Origin of the sequence: Streptomyces corynorhini, assembly GCF_003346515.1 — a bacterium.
GTDB lineage: Bacteria > Actinomycetota > Actinomycetes > Streptomycetales > Streptomycetaceae > Streptomyces > Streptomyces corynorhini.
This window is the reverse complement of record NZ_QQNA01000035.1, coordinates 1-15,164: the sequence shown is the minus strand read 5'-3', so window position 1 is coordinate 15,164 and position 15,164 is coordinate 1. Positions and strand designations below refer to the sequence as shown.

At 71.4% G+C, this 15,164-nt stretch carries 15 protein-coding genes; 6 read left to right on the top strand and 9 right to left on the bottom strand.

The window, feature by feature from the left end; translation table 11 throughout:
* Window positions 1-6 precede the first annotated feature (6 nt).
* Window positions 7-1,305, bottom strand: a complete 1,299-nt coding sequence (locus tag DVH02_RS06215) for an extracellular solute-binding protein (protein WP_114622680.1) — start codon at window positions 1,303-1,305, stop codon at window positions 7-9.
* A gap of 156 nt (window positions 1,306-1,461) precedes the next feature.
* Between DVH02_RS06215 and DVH02_RS06210 the strand changes: the two genes are divergently transcribed.
* Window positions 1,462-2,520, top strand: a complete 1,059-nt coding sequence (locus DVH02_RS06210; protein WP_114622679.1) for a LacI family DNA-binding transcriptional regulator — start codon at window positions 1,462-1,464, stop codon at window positions 2,518-2,520.
* Window positions 2,521-2,652: 132 nt separating this feature from the next.
* Here DVH02_RS06210 and DVH02_RS06205 read toward each other — a convergent pair whose 3' ends face one another.
* Entirely contained in the window at window positions 2,653-3,249 is a 597-nt protein-coding gene (locus DVH02_RS06205) for a hypothetical protein (protein WP_114622678.1), read from the bottom strand.
* Window positions 3,250-3,552: 303 nt separating this feature from the next.
* Here DVH02_RS06205 and DVH02_RS06200 point away from each other — a divergent pair, with 303 nt between their 5' ends.
* Both DVH02_RS06200 and DVH02_RS06195 read left to right on the top strand, forming a co-directional pair.
* A complete protein-coding gene (locus DVH02_RS06200; RefSeq protein ID WP_114622677.1) occupies window positions 3,553-4,311 on the top strand; it encodes a GntR family transcriptional regulator in 759 nt (252 codons plus the stop codon).
* Between the two features lie 26 nt (window positions 4,312-4,337).
* The gene (locus DVH02_RS06195) at window positions 4,338-4,580 is read left to right on the top strand and encodes a DUF2277 domain-containing protein (RefSeq protein WP_114622676.1); all 243 of its coding nucleotides are present in this window, start codon (window positions 4,338-4,340) and stop codon (window positions 4,578-4,580) included.
* Window positions 4,581-4,631: 51 nt separating this feature from the next.
* Here the strand turns inward: DVH02_RS06195 and DVH02_RS06190 are convergent, their stop codons facing one another.
* On the bottom strand, window positions 4,632-5,120 hold the full coding sequence (locus tag DVH02_RS06190) for a DUF2000 domain-containing protein (RefSeq protein ID WP_114622675.1): 489 nt from the start codon (window positions 5,118-5,120) through the stop codon (window positions 4,632-4,634).
* Between the two features lie 202 nt (window positions 5,121-5,322).
* Here DVH02_RS06190 and DVH02_RS06185 point away from each other — a divergent pair, with 202 nt between their 5' ends.
* The gene (locus DVH02_RS06185) at window positions 5,323-5,808 is read left to right on the top strand and encodes an Lrp/AsnC family transcriptional regulator (protein ID WP_114622674.1); all 486 of its coding nucleotides are present in this window, start codon (window positions 5,323-5,325) and stop codon (window positions 5,806-5,808) included.
* Between the two features lie 23 nt (window positions 5,809-5,831).
* Here DVH02_RS06185 and DVH02_RS06180 read toward each other — a convergent pair whose 3' ends face one another.
* The 4 genes from DVH02_RS06180 to DVH02_RS06165 all read right to left on the bottom strand — a co-directional run bounded on the left by DVH02_RS06180 (window position 5,832) and on the right by DVH02_RS06165 (window position 10,403).
* On the bottom strand, window positions 5,832-6,479 hold the full coding sequence (locus DVH02_RS06180) for a DedA family protein (protein WP_114622673.1): 648 nt from the start codon (window positions 6,477-6,479) through the stop codon (window positions 5,832-5,834).
* Window positions 6,480-6,763: 284 nt separating this feature from the next.
* Window positions 6,764-7,207: a DoxX family protein gene (locus tag DVH02_RS06175; protein WP_114622672.1), complete on the bottom strand. Its 444-nt coding sequence runs from the start codon at window positions 7,205-7,207 to the stop codon at window positions 6,764-6,766.
* A 67-nt stretch (window positions 7,208-7,274) separates the two neighbouring features.
* Window positions 7,275-9,401 (bottom strand): FAD/NAD(P)-binding protein, encoded by a 2,127-nt coding sequence (locus DVH02_RS06170; RefSeq protein WP_114622671.1) that lies wholly within the window; start codon window positions 9,399-9,401, stop codon window positions 7,275-7,277.
* A 348-nt stretch (window positions 9,402-9,749) separates the two neighbouring features.
* Complete coding sequence (locus tag DVH02_RS06165; protein WP_114622670.1) at window positions 9,750-10,403, bottom strand: HNH endonuclease family protein; 654 nt, start codon at window positions 10,401-10,403, stop codon at window positions 9,750-9,752.
* Window positions 10,404-10,978: 575 nt separating this feature from the next.
* Between DVH02_RS06165 and DVH02_RS06160 the strand changes: the two genes are divergently transcribed.
* Window positions 10,979-11,716 (top strand): ABC transporter permease, encoded by a 738-nt coding sequence (locus tag DVH02_RS06160; RefSeq protein WP_114622669.1) that lies wholly within the window; start codon window positions 10,979-10,981, stop codon window positions 11,714-11,716.
* 131 nt (window positions 11,717-11,847) lie between these two features.
* Here DVH02_RS06160 and DVH02_RS06155 read toward each other — a convergent pair whose 3' ends face one another.
* The gene (locus DVH02_RS06155; RefSeq protein WP_267899050.1) at window positions 11,848-12,477 is read right to left on the bottom strand and encodes an HAD-IA family hydrolase; all 630 of its coding nucleotides are present in this window, start codon (window positions 12,475-12,477) and stop codon (window positions 11,848-11,850) included.
* A 472-nt stretch (window positions 12,478-12,949) separates the two neighbouring features.
* Between DVH02_RS06155 and DVH02_RS06145 the strand changes: the two genes are divergently transcribed.
* Window positions 12,950-13,726 carry a class I SAM-dependent methyltransferase gene (locus DVH02_RS06145; protein WP_114622668.1) on the top strand — a complete coding sequence of 259 codons (777 nt, stop codon included), beginning with the start codon at window positions 12,950-12,952 and terminating at the stop codon, window positions 13,724-13,726.
* A gap of 40 nt (window positions 13,727-13,766) precedes the next feature.
* Here the strand turns inward: DVH02_RS06145 and DVH02_RS06140 are convergent, their stop codons facing one another.
* Complete coding sequence (locus DVH02_RS06140; RefSeq protein WP_147286012.1) at window positions 13,767-14,693, bottom strand: peptidoglycan-binding domain-containing protein; 927 nt, start codon at window positions 14,691-14,693, stop codon at window positions 13,767-13,769.
* Between the last annotated feature and the right edge of the window lie 471 nt (window positions 14,694-15,164).

The window sequence follows — 15,164 nt, the reverse complement described above, 5'->3', positions numbered from 1 at the left end:
TCACTCTCACTTGGCGGACAGGGCCTGCATGGCCTTGATGAAGGCGTCGGCGTCCATCGAGCCGTTGAAGAACTGCTGGATGGCCTGCATCATCGGGGCGTCGGCGGCCGGCGGGTACGCCTGGTTCCACGACAGCTGGAACGAGGTGGCCTTGTCGACGAGGTCGAACTGGTACTTCAGGTAGTCCGGGTTGTCGGACGCGTCCAGGAACTTCGCGGTGTTCGTGGTGGTGGGCAGGTTGCCGATGGCCAGCTGCGCCTTGACGAACTCGTCGGAGTACATGAGCTTGAGGAACTCGCCGATCGCGTCCGCGTGCTTGGTCTTCTTGAGCACCGAGTAGAAGTTGTTGGTGTTGCCGACGATGTCGGCCGGATCGCCCTTGCCGCCCTCGACGGTGGGGAAGCCGGTGTAGCCGAGGTCCTTCGCGGCGAAGTCGGGGTTGAGTTCCTGCTGGGTGGAGTACGCCCACGACCCCATCAGCTCGAATCCGGCCTTGCCGGTGCTGAGCAGGGCGGGGGAGCCGTTGTCGGTGTACTTCACCGAGTCGTAGTTGGTGCCGAACGCGCCCGCGTCGACCAGCTCCTTGATCATGGCGAGCGCTTTCCTGCTCTCCGCGCTCTCCCAGGCGGCCTTGTCGCCGGCGAGCGCGTTCTTGAACAGATCGGGGCCCGCCACCCGGTCGTACAGGTACTCGAACCACATCAGGGTGGGCCACTGGTCGGCGCCGCCCAGCGCGATCGGGGTGACGCCCTTGGCCTTGATCTTCTTCACCGCGTCGAGCAGCTCGTCCCAGGTCTTCGGGGTCGTCGCCCCGGCGTCCGCGAGCACCTTCTTGTTGCTGAACAGCAGCACGGGCTGGGTGCCGCGCATCGGGACGCCGTACGCCTTCCCGTCCACCTCCGCCGTGTTGAAGACAGACGGCAGGAAGTTCGACTTCAGCTCAGGGTTCTTGGCTATCAGGTCGTCGAGCGGCAGCAGCAGGTTCGACTTGACGAACGGCTGGATGGAGCCGCCGCCCCAGTTGAAGAAGACGTCGGGCGCCTTGGGGGTGGAGATGACCGTCTGGAGCTTCTTCTGGTAGTCGGCCCCGGGGACGGTGTCCAGGACCGCCTTGACCTTCGAGGTCTTGTTGAAGGTCTCGACGATCCGCTTCTCCACCTTGTTCGTCGCGTCGCCGTAGACGAGTACGTGGAACTCCCCGTCACCGCCCGAGGAGCTGCCGCCCCCGCCGCAGGCCGCCAGGCTCAGCCCCAGGGCGAGCGTGACGCCGACGGCGGCCGTTCGAGAAAACCGTGCACGGATCATCTTCGACCGACCTCTCGAAAGTATCGGCATCCTTGCCGAAAGTATCTGGCGAGTGACCGTAGGACTCTCCCGCGAAGCGGTCAACAGTGCGGTCGTCGCGCTGCCAAACCGTTACCGACTTCCGGCGGACATCCAGCGGCGCCTATCCTTCAGTCCATGCGTGATGAGACGAGTGCGGGCCGGGTCACTCTGGCCCAGGTGGCTTCGCAGGCCGGGGTATCCCTTTCGACAGTTTCGAAAGTCCTCAACGGGCGTCCCGATGTCTCCGCGCCGACCCGGATCAAGGTCGAGGAGCTGCTCGACACGCACGGCTACCGCCGTTCCGCGCCCGCCGCTCCGGAGGCGCCGCTCATCGAGATCGTCTTCCACGAGCTGGACAGCACCTGGTCGATGGAGCTGATCCGGGGCGTGCAGAGCGTCGCCAAGGAGACCGGCCTCAGCGTCGTCCTCACCGAGACCGGCACCCGGCACTCGCCGGGGGCCGACTGGGTCGAGGGCGTCCTGCGCCGCCGCCCGCTCGGCGTGGTCCTCGTCTTCTCCACGCTCCCCGACGACCTCAAGAAGAAGCTCTGGTCGCGCGCCATCCCGTTCGTCATCATCGACCCGGCGGGCGACCCGGAACCCGACGTGCCGTCCGTCGGCTCGGCCAACTGGGCCGGCGGCCTCGCCGCCACCCGCCACCTCATCGAACTCGGCCACCGCCGCATCGCCGTCATCACCGGCCCGGAGGACATGCTCTGCTCGCTGGCGCGGCTGGACGGCTTCCGCTCGGCCATGGGCATGGCGGGTCTGGAGACCGCCCCGGCGCTGGTGCGCTTCGGCGACTTCCACGTACGGTCCGGCCACACCCACGCCATGGAGCTGCTGCGCGCCGACGACCGCCCGACCGCCATCTTCGCGGGCAGCGACCTCCAGGCACTGGGCGTCCTGGAGGCGGCCAGGGTGCTCGGCCTGCGCATTCCGGAGGACCTGTCCGTCGTCGGGTACGACGACATCCCCCTCGCCCAGTGGTCCAGCCCGGCGCTCACCACCGTCCACCAGCCCCTCGTCGAGATGGCCGAGGAGGCCGCCCGCATGCTGCTGCGGCTGCGCAGGGCGGACCGCGCCGACCAGTCCGGCCGGGCGGAACAGGCCGACACCCGCATCGAGTTCGGCACGAGGCTGGTGGTACGGGACAGCACGGCGGAACCGGCGGCGGGCGGCGCGGCGCGGTAGCGGCGCCCGCGCGGCGTCACCGGCCGCTCGCCCGCACACACCTGCCGGTCCCCGGCGGCCCGCCCCCGGAACAGCTGGGGCTGTCCGGTCCAGGCCCTCCACCCCGGGACGGGCGTCTTGCGCCTCATACGGTCACGGTGCGACGGGGCCCCGTTCCAGGCTGGTGACGGTGAATTCACGCAGCCGCATCACGAGTTGTCCGGCCCGGACCCAGGGGATGCGGGGATCGCCGAAGGCGACTCCGGTGACCCCCACGGCGATCGGCGCGGGGAAGCCGGGCCGGTAGAGCGCGCCCCTCACTCCGGCGAGTTCGCAGCGTCGAGCCCGCACGGCTACGTAGCGTCCGCGCAGGTGGGGGCAGGCGCGGACGGACTTCAGGGCGCACGGCAGGCACAGCGGCGGGTGGGTTGTCGTGATGTCGGCGGCCCGGAACGCGGGATCGTCCGCGTCCTCGCCCAGCAGCCACAGCGCGCCGTCCGCGTCGCGGTCGGCGGCCCGGCCGCAGACCTGACAGAGAAGTTCCCGCATGGCCCGCTGCTGGCGCAGGGCGTGCACGGAGCCGAACTCCGGCCGGCCCTTGCCGGGCAGTGAGGGGACGCGGGTCCACAGGACGCCGTCCGAGTCGCGGTCGTACGGTCGCTCGTCGGCGTAGCCGATGCGTCCGGCCCTGGTGGCGACGACATGCAGGGCGGGCGTCTTCTCCGCGCTCCATCTGGTGATGTAGGGCACCGGCCCTGATGAGGGTGATGCGTGGACGTTCTGCTTCCGCGCCGGGGCTGCCAACCCCTGATGTGCCGCTTCGAGCGCGGTTGCCCCCGAGGTGGCTGACTTGGCTGGTGACATGAAGCGACTCCCCTGCGGCACGTGAGTGGCCCGGCGAATTGACCTCTCTAGGTATCTCCAAGTGAACCCAACATCTCTAGAGATGTCAATTCTTGTGAGCGGTGTGGGATCGTGCTCCGGTCGCGGGGCCGGAGTGCGCGGTCACAGGCGTGTTCTAGGGTGTCTGGAGAAGAGGGAAGAGGTTCACGTATGGCGACCGAGGGCGTTGACCGTCGGGCGAAGTACCAGCGCATCGCCGACACGCTCCGGGACGCGATCCACGCGGGTGACTACGCCCCTGGTGACCGGCTGCCGGGCGAGAACGACCTCATGGCGACCCACGGCGTGGCCCGCATGACCGCGCGTCAGGCGCTGGGACTTCTGCAGAGCGAGGGAATCGCGGAGTCGCGCAAGGGCGCCGGGGTGTTCGTCCGCTCGTTCCGGCCGCTGCGGCGACGCGGTGTCGAGCGGTTGTCGCGGGAGCGGTGGGGTGCCGGGCTGTCGGTCTGGTCTGCCGACATCGGGGACCGGACGCTCGTCGTGGATCAGCTGAGCGTCGCGGAGGAGCCCGCCGCGGAGGGGGTCGCTCGGGTGCTCGGTATCGGTACGGGTGAAGCGGTGTGCGTGCGCAGGCGCCGGTTCGTGCTGGACGGGAAGCCGGTTCTGCTCGCGGTCAGCTCGCTGCCCGCCGCGCTGGTCGGCGGGTCGGCGATCACCGAGAGGGACACCGGGCCCGGCGGAACGTACGCACGCCTGGCGGAGCTGGGGTTCGCTCCGGCGCACTTCCGGGAAGAGGTCCGCTCGCGGATGCCCTCCCAGGACGAGACGGGCCGACTGGGCCTGGCGCCCGGCACGCCCGTCGTGCTTGTCTGCCGGACCGCGTTCGCCGCCGACGGGCGTGTCGTGGAGGTCAATGAGATGACGCTCGACTCCGCGTCGTACGTCCTGGAGTACGACTTCGACGCGTAGGCCGTCGCCTGCGGCACACTGGAGGCATGTGCCGCAGCATCAAGACCCTCCGGCCGCCCGCCCTCCCCGAAGAGGCCACCGAGGAGGACATCCGGGCCGCCGCGCTTCAGTACGTACGCAAGGTCTCCGGCTTCCGGGCGCCCGCCGCGCACAACCGGGAGGTGTTCGAGCGGGCCGTGGACGAGATCGCGGCTGCCACCGCGCGGCTGCTGGACGGGATCGAGGTCCGGGGCGCGGGTGCGGCCGAGAGCCGGGCCCACGGGCGGTGAGCCGGTCGCGGCTCTCCGGCGCGGGGGCGCAGAGCCGCGACGCTCAGGGCATCAGGGCATCAGGGGAAGCTTGCCGACGATCTTGTCGACCCGGTTGCGCGGGCCGACGATGCTGACCGCGCAGTAGTCGATGTCTTCGGTCAGGGACTCGCCCACCGCGGCGATGAAGTCGCTGTAGACGCGGGTGCTCTGCGCGGCGACCGGGACGTCGGCGACGAAGGTGTCGGTGCGGGATACCGCCTTGGCGCGGATGGCGCGCAGCGTGGCGGGGTCGGCGACGAGCACCGAACAGCCTGCCCAGGGCAGACCCGGGTGCACCGCGCCCCGCGCGTCGGCGGCTTCGGCGCCCAGCAGGCCGGGGACCGAGGCCGCGGTGGGGGCGGCGGCGCAGATGGCGGCGTTGGCGGCCCGTCCTGGGGGAAGGTCGGAGCTGACGACCACGACCCACTTCAGCCGGGCCTGGCGGGTGGACAGGGAGTAGTCCCTCTCCTCGGGCGCGAAACCGACCGCCGTCGTCTCGGGAGCGTTCGCCACGGACATGTGATCCTCTTCGCTTGTTCGGTCAGATAGCGAAAAGGCTAGGCAGACATACGGATCCGCAGCGCCGGTTCTGAACTTCGTTCGCCGGATGCCGGAGGTTCGAGGGTTTCGGCGGACATGGTGCGCCCGGCGGGGGAAATCCCCGGCATTCGTACGGAGCCGGGGGGAACGGCCGGACTTCGTACGCCATAAAGTCGACTTCATGGAACTCGACGCGCTGGACCGGGCCCTTCTGCGGGAGCTGCAGAACGACGCACGGCAGACCAACCGCGACCTCGCCGCCAGGACCGGGGTCTCCCCCTCCACCTCACTGGAGCGGGTACGGCTGCTGCGCGAGCGCGGTGTGATCACCGGCTACCACGCCGTACTGGACCTCGACGCGGCCGGCCGCCCCGTCCAGGCGCTCATCTCGGTGCGCATCCGGCCCCCGGCCCGCCCCGTCATCGAGGGGTTCCGGGAATGGGCGGCACGACTGCCCGAGGTGATCGGCCTGTTCGTGACCTCGGGCCCGCACGACTTCCTCATCCATATCGCCGTCCCGGACGTCGACAGCGTGTACGCCTTCGTCATCGACCGTCTCACCGAGCGCCGCGAAGTCGCCGACGTGCAGACCACCATGGCCTACGAGCACGTCCAGTCCCGCTCCATCGAACCGGCGGGCCCCGGTCGGCCCCGCTCGGGACGGTGAGGCCGCCCCGGACGGGCGCCCGCTCAGGCAGGTGAGGCCGTCGGGCCGCTCGGGCGGCGGATGAAGTAGGCCGCCAGGGAGCCCGCCGCGAAGAGGGCCAGTACGGATATGGCCGTGCCGAACCACGACGCGCCCAGCCACTGGCCGCCGAGATAGCCGAGGCCCGCGCTGTAGCCCGTCCAGACCACGGCGGCAAGCGCCGACCAGGGGAGGAACTCCTTCACCTTGCGGTGCGCCACGCCCGCGCTCAGGGAGACCACCGAGCGGCCCGCCGGGGCGAAGCGGGCGAGGACGACCAGGGCGCCGCCCCCGCCGCTGAGGGCGCTGCCCAGGCGCTCCTGCGCGGTGGTCAGCCGACGCGAGCGCGCGATGGTCCGTGCCACGCGGCCGTCCCTGCGCCGGGCCAGCCGGAAAGCGACCAGGTCGCCGAGGACGGAGGCGGTGAACGCGCACAGCATCACCAGGAGCAGCGAGGGCACTTCCTGCGGCACCTGCGCGACCTTGCCGGCCGCGCCCGCGACCGTGGTCGATCCGGCGGCGGCGGCCGTGGCCGCCGTGATGACCAGGACCCCGCTGGGCAGCAGGGGGAGGAACACGTCCAGCAGTACGGAAAGGGCGACGACGGCGTAGATCCATGGGCTGCCGGTCAGCGACCCCAGACTCTCCAACACCTCTGCACTTCCCGCCCGTCGTCCCGTTGACAGCGCCTGGCCATCGCGGGGGAGCGGCAGTGGCGGCTGCAACCATACAGCGTACGCGTCTGCGGTACGGAGGATGTGACCGGGGCACGACATGGCGACGCGGGGGCGGGCCGAGACGGCGATCGCCCGGCCCTCCGGGGGCGGCGGGCCGGGCGGTCGGTGCGCTGGCGGTGCGGTGGCCGTGCGATGGCGGTGCGGTGGCGGTGCGGTGGCGGTGCGGGAACAGCTATGCGGATACGGCTACGCGGGAACGGTTACGCGGACACGGCCTCGCGACCGTCCCGTACCTCCGGCGCTTCCTCGGCGGGGGCGCGCGAGGTGAACAGCTGGTCCAGGGCCAGCGCCCCGGGACCGGTGAAGACGATCAGCAGGAACGCCCAGCAGAACATGACGGACAGCTCGCCGCCGTTCTCTATGGGGAACAGGCCGTTCTCCTGGTGGACGGTGAAGTAGGCGTACGCCATGGAGCCCGAGCTGATCAGCGCGGCCACCCGGGTGCCGAGGCCGAGCATGATGAGCGCGCCGCCGACCAGTTCGATGACGGCCGCGTACCAGCCCGGCCAAGTGCCGCCGGACACCGCTTCCTTGCCGAAGTAGCCGAAGAGCGAGGACGCTCCGTGGCAGAGGAAGAGCAGTCCGGTGACGATGCGGAACAGACCGAGCGCATAGGGCTGGGCCTGCTGAAGACGTGTGGACATGGGGGGTTGTACTCCTTCGATCAGGGGCGGGACCGATGAGAAGTTCCGCCCCCAACGTTAGGCAGCCCTAATCTATGCTTGCAAGTTCAACATTTTGTCGGGGATCAATTCGCGTCGTCCGTTCCGCTTCCCCCGCCGCCCCCGTTCGCAGTCCGGCACGGGCCACCGCGTCGGTGTCCGAGAGCATCACCGAGTCGACGCCGGGCCGCGCCCCGGCCGCGGTCACCCAGTGCACCCCTTCGGTCGGCACGCCGATGGCGAACCTCCTTGAGTGCGGCATTCCTTGACGGTCGATCAGGTAATAGGGCCGACGTGTTACGTCCAGTCCACCGGTCTCGTAACCATCAAGTACGTGCGGCCGGCACTGGCCGGTCTTGAGCAGTCGCGAGAGCAACGGGTCACAGCTGCGCCGCAGGTCCGGTTCCGGCAGCCGCGCCTCCACGAGCGTCGTCGCCCGCACCAGCGACCCGGGTACGTCGGGCGATTCGGCGGTGAACACGCCGTCCTGTGTCCGTACGGTCGTCCTGGGGCCGATCACCTCCAGCACCCCCGCCTCGATCAGCGCGGCCATCTCCTCGATACGGCGGCGCGGCGGCCCGATGGAGAGGAACGCGTTCAGCGGCGTGTACCACCGGTCGAGATGGTCGCGCCGGGAGGTGCCGGAGAGCCCGGCGTGGTCCACGATCTGCCGCAGCTCGTTGCGCAGATCGCGCAGCACGTCGAGGGCCGCCTTCACAGGACCTGCCAGATTGCCGAGCACGGCGTGGGCCGCGTCCTCGCGCAGATGGGCCAGCAGCCAGGCGCGGTGGTCGGCCGGGTCGCGGAAGGTCTCCGCGGCGAACGGCCGTGAGATCCGCTCCCACGACCAGCGCTCCGCCGCCGCGATCCCCGCGTCGTCCAGCACGGCGGCCTCCTGCGGGCTGCCGTGCGGCGCCGCGAGGAAGCGGTCGAGGAAGTCGGGAACGCCGAAGAGGAAACACGCGTGCCCGGCCGTCGCCGTCGCCGTCGCCGTCGCCGTCCCCGTAACGGTCCCCGTGACCGTCGCCGGTACGGGCGAACGGCCGACGGTGCCGGAGGGCCACGCCGCGCTCTCGCCGCGCGCGCCCAGGTGCGCGGCGTAGAACACCGCCTCCACCTCCTTGGCGACCAGCGGCCATATCTCCCGCAGGAAGTCCGGCGCGTCGCCCTCGTCCGCCCGCTTGCGGAACACCGCGATCACGTCCGGCGTCAGCACCAGCGGATCGTGCCGCCCCGAGGGCCCCTTCGCGTTGTCCCCGCGCGCCTGGTAAGGCACCCCGCGCCGGGACCCCGCGTACAGCTGCGGCTCCCGTCCCGACGGGTGGTATACGAGCACGCCCTCGGCGTCACGTGTGAACAGGCCACCGCGCCCCGCCGTCAGGAGCGCCATGTGATCGAAGAAATTCAGCCCCAGCCCGCGCAGCAGCACCGGCTCGCCGGCGGTGACGGACGAGAGATCGACATCGGCGGGGTTGGCGGGCGGCAGGTACCGCAGCCGGTGGCGTGCCGCGTACTCCGCGAAGGTCGCCTGGTTCTGGCCGGAAACCACCGGTAGATGGCCCTGGGCGAGGATGACGGCGCGGAGACCGGAAATCGTCGTGCCATCGTCGAGGGTGAGTGTTTGGGTCGGGCGGTACAGGGCGGACGACCGGGACTCTTCGCCCGAATCGACCGCGTCGTGCGCGGACCGCTCCGTCCGGGGGCCGGGTACGGGCCGTACGGCGTCGTCATCCAGACGGACCGCCAGCGCCCGGTGCACCTCGACCGTCACGTTATCCGGCGCCCCCTCCACGGTCCTGCGGAAGGCCCACTCCAGATAGCGGCCGTACGCGGCGCGGGTCGGGTAGTCGTCCGGACCGAGGCGCTCGTCGGGACGGGCCGCCGCCCACTCGTACAGGCTCGGCCCTGGGCGTATCGGGCCCTCGCACGTCACGCTCTCATCGGTGAAGACGGTCACCTGCGAGGCCACCGTGTTCATCAGCAGCTCGGGCGACTGGTCGGTGCGCCAGACGCGCCCGGCGCCCGGCGGAGCGGGGTCTATCAGATGCACGGTCAGCGGTATGTCCGGCGCCAGTTCGGGCACGGACGCGCAGAGTCTTTCCAGAACCGAGGTGCCGCGGGGTCCGGCGCCGACGACGGCGATCGAGTGGGGCGGAGACTGCCGTGCAGCGGACAAAGCTGTGACTCCCGGGGCATGGGGGGTACGGGAAGCGGATGGTCCGCATCATCATGCCGTTGGTGCACCAGGAGTTCGAACCCTTGGGGGAAGGATCACGCGGTGTGGCAATGATCACTCGGCCGCGGAGTCGCCGGAGCGTCCGGGGCCTCTGCTGTAACCTGCCCCGCTTCGTGACGCTTGGTGCCCTCCGCAGGCGTGACGGACCGCCTACGGAGGGCTGTGGGGGGTTGCGGGTGGTGGAGCGGAGAGCCGGTGCAGCGCGGGGAGCGCTACGGCCGGTACGGGCAGTACGGGCAGTACGGGTGGTGCGAGTGGTGCGGGCGGTGCGGGCGGTGGAGTGCCGGGTCAGCAGCCGCTGAGCGCGTTGGTGAGCGCGGTCTTCTCGGCGGAGTCGACAGTGAGCTTGTAGTAGTACTTGACCTGCACCCAGGCCCTCACGTACGTGCACTGGTAGGCGGTGCGCGACGGCAGCCACTTGGCCGGGTCGCTGTCGCCCTTGGACCGGTTGGAGCTGGCCGAGACGGCGATGAGCTGGGGGCGGGTCAGGTCGTTGGCGAACGCCTGGCGCTGGGCGGTGGTCCAGCTGCTGGCGCCGGAACGCCATGCCTCGGCGAGCGGGACCATGTGGTCGATGTCGAAGCTGGAGGAGCTGGTGGTGGTCGCGCCGTCGTACTCCGAGTACCAGTTGCCGCTGACGGCCGCGCAGGCGGAGTCCTGGACGACGTTCGTGCCGTCGCGCTTCAGGACGACCTCACGGGTGTTGCAGGTGCCCGACTGGGTGATCCAGTGCGGGAACAGATCGCGGCTGTAACCGCTGGAGGAACCTTCCGCCTGCACGGTGAGCGTGCCGAGGTACGTGCGGGCCGTGGAGGCGGCGACCGGCGTCGGCATGGCGGCCTGGGCCGCGGGGGCGGTGACCAGGGTGGCGGCGAGCGCGAGGGCCGCCGTGAGGAGAAGGAGGACGAAGCGAGGCATTCGACGCGCGTAGACACGTGACATGCGAACTCCCTTGAAGTGGGGGGAATCTGACAGGGCGGTGTGGTGCGGGGACTTCGTGGTGGGGACTCTGTGGTGAGGCTCTGTGGTGGGGACTTCGTGGTGGGTGCTTCGTGGTGCGGTGGCGCTGTGCTGTGTGGGGCGTGCGGCGCTCCGGCCCGGCCGCCAGCTTGGGGGCGGTGGGTTTCCGGGGAGTGGGTGCCAGGTAACAGCGTGGCGACATGTGCACGTCACATCAAGGGGTGAGGGGCGTCCGGGACGATCTGACGGGTGAGCAATTGGCGCTTAACCGGACAAGGTTGGCGCGTGGGCGCGGAACGGCACGCCACGGCGTGACGGGATGCGCCGGTGTTCCCCGGCGGTCTTCGGCGGTCTTCGGTGTTCCCCGGTGCTCTTCGGCGGTCTTCGGTCGTCTTCGGTCGTCTTCGGCGGACCCGCGCCGGGTTGCGAGGTCCGGGTTGCGAGGTCCGGGTTCCGGGGTCCGGGTTGCGAGGGACCGGTTTGTGCGGGGCCGGTGTGCGGGCGTGGCTGATCCGCCGGGGCGTCGTCGCCCGCTGGCCACCGCCTAAAGTGGGCGCGTGCTGCTGCGGGTCGATATCACGTTCGGGGTCGTGCTCGGCCTGCTGCTGGTCGTCGCCGTGACCGTCGCCACGCTCGCGCGTCTCGGGCGGGGCCGGGAGATGGCCGTCGCCGGGGTGCGGGCCGCGCTGCAGCTCGGCGCGGTCTCGCTGGTGATCGGGTGGGTGATCGGCTCCGTACCGCCGCTGCTCGGCTTCGTCGCGCTGATGTACGCCGTCGCCGTACGGACCGCCGGGCGGCGCGTCACGCCGAACCGCACCTGGTGGTGGGCGGCCGTACCGATCGCGGCGGGTGTGGCGCCGGTGATGGCCGCCCTGCTGCTCACCGGCGTCGTACCGGCCAAGGGCATCGCCGTGATCCCCACCACGGGCATCCTCATCGGCGGCGCGCTCACCGCGACCGTACTGAGCGGGCGCCGGGCCCTCGACGAACTGCACGCGCGCCGGGGCGAGGTCGAGGCGGGCATGGCGCTCGGACTGCTGGACCGCGAGGCCCGCATGGAGGTGGCCAGGCCCGCCGCCTCGGACGCGCTGCTGCCGGGGCTCGACCAGACCAGGACGGTGGGGCTCGTGACGCTGCCGGGGGCGTTCGTCGGGATGCTGCTGGGCGGCGCGTCACCCGTACTCGCGGGCGCGGTGCAGCTGTTCGTGCTGGTGGCGCTGATGGCGGTGCAGGCGGTGGCGGTCAGCGTGGTGCTGGAGCTGGTGGCGCGCGGACGCCTGCACCGCGAGGAGTGACGCGTGAGGGGGCGTGGAGGGGTGAGGAGTGAGGGGTGGACGTTGAGGTGAGGGGTGAGCGGTGGGGTGAGGCGCGGGCGTTGAGGTGAGGAATGAGCGGCGGGTGGGGAGCGGCCCGCCCGCCGTGCGCGTCAGGCCGGGACGCGCAGCACCATCTCGCCCGTCGGCAGGGCCTCCACGCGCAGGTGCGTGAGATCCGGTACGTGGACGTCCGGGGACATCGCCGCCGCGCGCGCTCCCACGCCCACCACCCGCATCCCCGCCGCGCGCCCCGCCAGGATGCCCGCCTCGGAGTCCTCGAACACCACGCAGTCGCGCGGATCGACGCCCAGCGTCGCCGCCCCGAGCAGGAACCCCTCCGGGTCGGGCTTGCTCGCGCCGACGTCCTCCGCCGTGACCCGGATCTTCGGCATGCGGAGGTCCGCCGCGCGCATCCGGGCGTCGGCCAGGGCGACATCCGCCGAGGTGACGAGCGCGTGCGGGAGGTCCGCGACGGCGGCCATGAAGTCCGGGGCGCCGGGGACCGGGACCACGCCCTCGGTGTCGGCGATCTCCCGGGCGAGCATGGCGCGGTTGTCGGCGAGGTTCTGTTCCACCGGGCGGTCCGGGAGGAGTACGGCCATGGTGGCGTGCGCCTGGCGACCGTGCGAGACCTTCATGACGTCGTCCATGGTGAAGCCGTGCTCGTCCGCCCAGACGCGCCACGAGCGCTCCACGGCGGCGTCCGAGTTGACGAGGGTGCCGTCCATGTCGAGGAGCAGGGCCCGGAATGTGCCGAGCGCGCCGGACGTGCCAGGTGCGCTGGACGTGCCGAGCGCGCCGGACGTGCTGGACGTGCCGAGCGCGCCGGACGTGCTGGACGTGCTGGACGTGCCGGGTGCGCCGAGCGCGCCGACGGTCTCTGAACTCGTCGAGCTGGACAAAGTGACCGCCTTCAGTCGGGACCGGACGGCCGGGTGCGCGGCGGCCCGTGCGTGTTTGTTCCGTCACGGTACAAAATAAAGGGGGCTTCCGCCAGTTCGGACGGAAAACCGCGCCCGGCGGAAGCGGGAATGGCCCCCTGACGGCCTCGGGCGGGGGTACCGGCGGCCCGGCGGCCTGGTCGCGGGGGTGGATGTCGACCCGTGTGTACCGAGTGGTCACACCGCCGTCCTCGATCTGTCCGTAACCCCTCTGGCCTGCTCTTTTCTTCTGTCGCAGGATAAAATTCCAGCCTACGGAGAAGGGGGCCGGATGGACCGCAGAATACGGACCGTCGACGATGTGCTGAACCTTTTGGACGGCTTGTCCGCGCCGGCGGCCGACCGGTCGTCGGCGGGCGCGGCAACCTGGTGGGACGACTTCTACGCGGACCGCGCCAAATCCGTCCCGTTCTTCGTGGCCAAGCCCGACGAGAGCCTCGTCTCGTACGTCGAACGCGGCCTGATCGCCCCGGGCCGCGCCCTCGACCTCGGCTGCGGTCCCGGGCGCAACGCCATCCCTCTCGCATCCCTGGGTTTCGCGGTGGACGCCGTGGATCTGTCGTCCACCGCCCTCGCGTGGGGGCGGGAGCGCGCGCGGGCGGCGGGGGTCGAGGTCCGCTTCCTGCGGCGCGACGCCTTCGCCCTCACCGCCGAGGAGTTGGGCGGCCCGTACGACCTGATCTGCGACTCCGGCTGCTTCCACCATCTGCCGCCGCACCGCCGGGTCAGCCACCTCGCGCTCGTCGACCGCCTCCTCGCCCCCGGCGGCCACCTCGCCCTCACCTGCTTCGCGGCCGGTGGCATGGGGTACGAGGCGCCGGACGCGGATTTCTACCGCGAGACCGGCCCGGTCGGCGGTCTCGCCTACACGGCGGAGTCGCTGCGCTGGATCTTCTCGGATCTGACGGAGATCGAGCTGCGCCGGATGCGTGACGAGCCCGCCGGATCCCCGCTCTTCGGTGCGGCGTTCCTGTGGGCGGCGCTGTTCCGCCGCCCTGTCGTCCGGTCACCGCGTACAGAAGCGGCCCCGCCCGCCGGTCAGGGGTGAACGGACGGAGCCACTTTGTTTCAGCATTGTACAAAGCGGCTCAGGCGCGGCCGGACCCGGGGTCCTGGGGTCCGGCCCGGAACGTGTCCCGCACCTGTCCCTGCGCCTGCCCCCGCCCCTTTTCCTGGTCCTTTTCCCGCACCTGTCCCTGCACCTGTCCCTGCCCTTGTCCCTGCCCTTGTCCCTGTTCCGTCTCCGCCTCCAAAGCGCGCCGCGTATCAGGGCCGTACTCGCCCAGAGCGTCGCCGCTGAGCTGCCGGGACCACTGGTAGACGCGTACGGCGCTCTCCAGGGCCTGGTCGTACAGCCCGGTGGCCTCCCCGGTGAACAGCCACAGCCGCGTCAGCCGCTGCTGAAGCCCCGTGACCTCCGGCCCCGAGTCTCCGACCCGCAGAACGGTGTCCTCCAACGGGGCGGACCGCGGTGTGCCGGTGTCCGTCGCCGCGGGGATGGCCGCTGTGGCGGACGGCTTCCCGGAGGCGGGGGAGGCGGGCGAGGGGCGGCCGGGCGACGAAGAGGCGGCCGGGGACTTCTCCGCCGCGCCCGTCCCCGGCCGCGAGGCCGCCGCGCCCGCCGTGGTGTCCCTGCCCTGCCCGCCGGACACGCCCGACGGCGGTACGGCCGGGGACGACGAGCCGTCGCTCTCCCCGTCGTCCCCCGACGGCAGCCAGGTGCTCGTCTCCTCCGGCAGCGCCACCCATGGCTCCCGGTCGTCGCCCGAGAACAGGCCCACGGCCATCGCCGCCACCCCGATCACCACGGCCGCCGCGCCGATGACCACCGCCCTGAGCGGCGCCGGGTTGGGCCGCGGCGTGTGCAGGTCGGGGGCCGGGGGCTTGGCGGAGACGCCCCGTCTCTCCGGGGTGAGCGAGGACCGCGGGCCCGTCGCGCGGAGCCCCTTGGGCACCGGCCTGCCGCTGTCCGGGCCCTCGTCCGCGGGCAGCCGTACGTACGGCCGTACGCGCAACGGGTCGAAGTCCTCGGTCGCCGCGGCCTGTGCGGAGCGCTCGGCCCGTAACGACCGCGCCGCCTGCTCCGCGCAGTCGCAGCCGGGTCCGCCCTCCGCGGCCCGTGGCACGCCGCAGGCGGAACAGAGCTGTCCGGTCACCGTGGGTCCCCTCCCTTGGCCCGCCGACCGGGCTGCCGACGATTATGCAGTGTGTGTTCGAAACACGGGTGACCGTCCGGCCAACTCCGGTCACACGCGGCCCCGCCCCTCGACAGGCCATAACCCGGCTCAGCGGCCAGGATGGAATCCGGCGGACCCGAGGAGACGTCCCGCGACTCGGCAGGCGAGCGACGTCGGCGTCCGATGGCCGCAGGAAGCGAGCGATGCCCGATGGCTCAGGAAGTGAGCAGCACGGACGGTACGAACAGCACGGACGCCATGAATGGCACGGACGCTATGAATGGCAGGGGCAGTACGGGCAGTACGGGC

What these genes read in the sequence shown, in the direction of transcription:
- DVH02_RS06215 (WP_114622680.1), bottom strand. Translation starts at nt 1,305, where the DNA reads ATGATCCGTGCACGGTTTTCTCGAACGGCCGCCGTCGGCGTCACGCTC.
- DVH02_RS06210 (WP_114622679.1), top strand. Translation starts at nt 1,462, where the DNA reads ATGCGTGATGAGACGAGTGCGGGCCGGGTCACTCTGGCCCAGGTGGCT.
- DVH02_RS06200 (WP_114622677.1), top strand. Translation starts at nt 3,553, where the DNA reads ATGGCGACCGAGGGCGTTGACCGTCGGGCGAAGTACCAGCGCATCGCC.
- DVH02_RS06195 (WP_114622676.1), top strand. Translation starts at nt 4,338, where the DNA reads ATGTGCCGCAGCATCAAGACCCTCCGGCCGCCCGCCCTCCCCGAAGAG.
- DVH02_RS06190 (WP_114622675.1), bottom strand. Translation starts at nt 5,120, where the DNA reads ATGTCCGTGGCGAACGCTCCCGAGACGACGGCGGTCGGTTTCGCGCCC.
- DVH02_RS06185 (WP_114622674.1), top strand. Translation starts at nt 5,323, where the DNA reads ATGGAACTCGACGCGCTGGACCGGGCCCTTCTGCGGGAGCTGCAGAAC.
- DVH02_RS06175 (WP_114622672.1), bottom strand. Translation starts at nt 7,207, where the DNA reads ATGTCCACACGTCTTCAGCAGGCCCAGCCCTATGCGCTCGGTCTGTTC.
- DVH02_RS06165 (WP_114622670.1), bottom strand. Translation starts at nt 10,403, where the DNA reads ATGTCACGTGTCTACGCGCGTCGAATGCCTCGCTTCGTCCTCCTTCTC.
- DVH02_RS06145 (WP_114622668.1), top strand. Translation starts at nt 12,950, where the DNA reads ATGGACCGCAGAATACGGACCGTCGACGATGTGCTGAACCTTTTGGAC.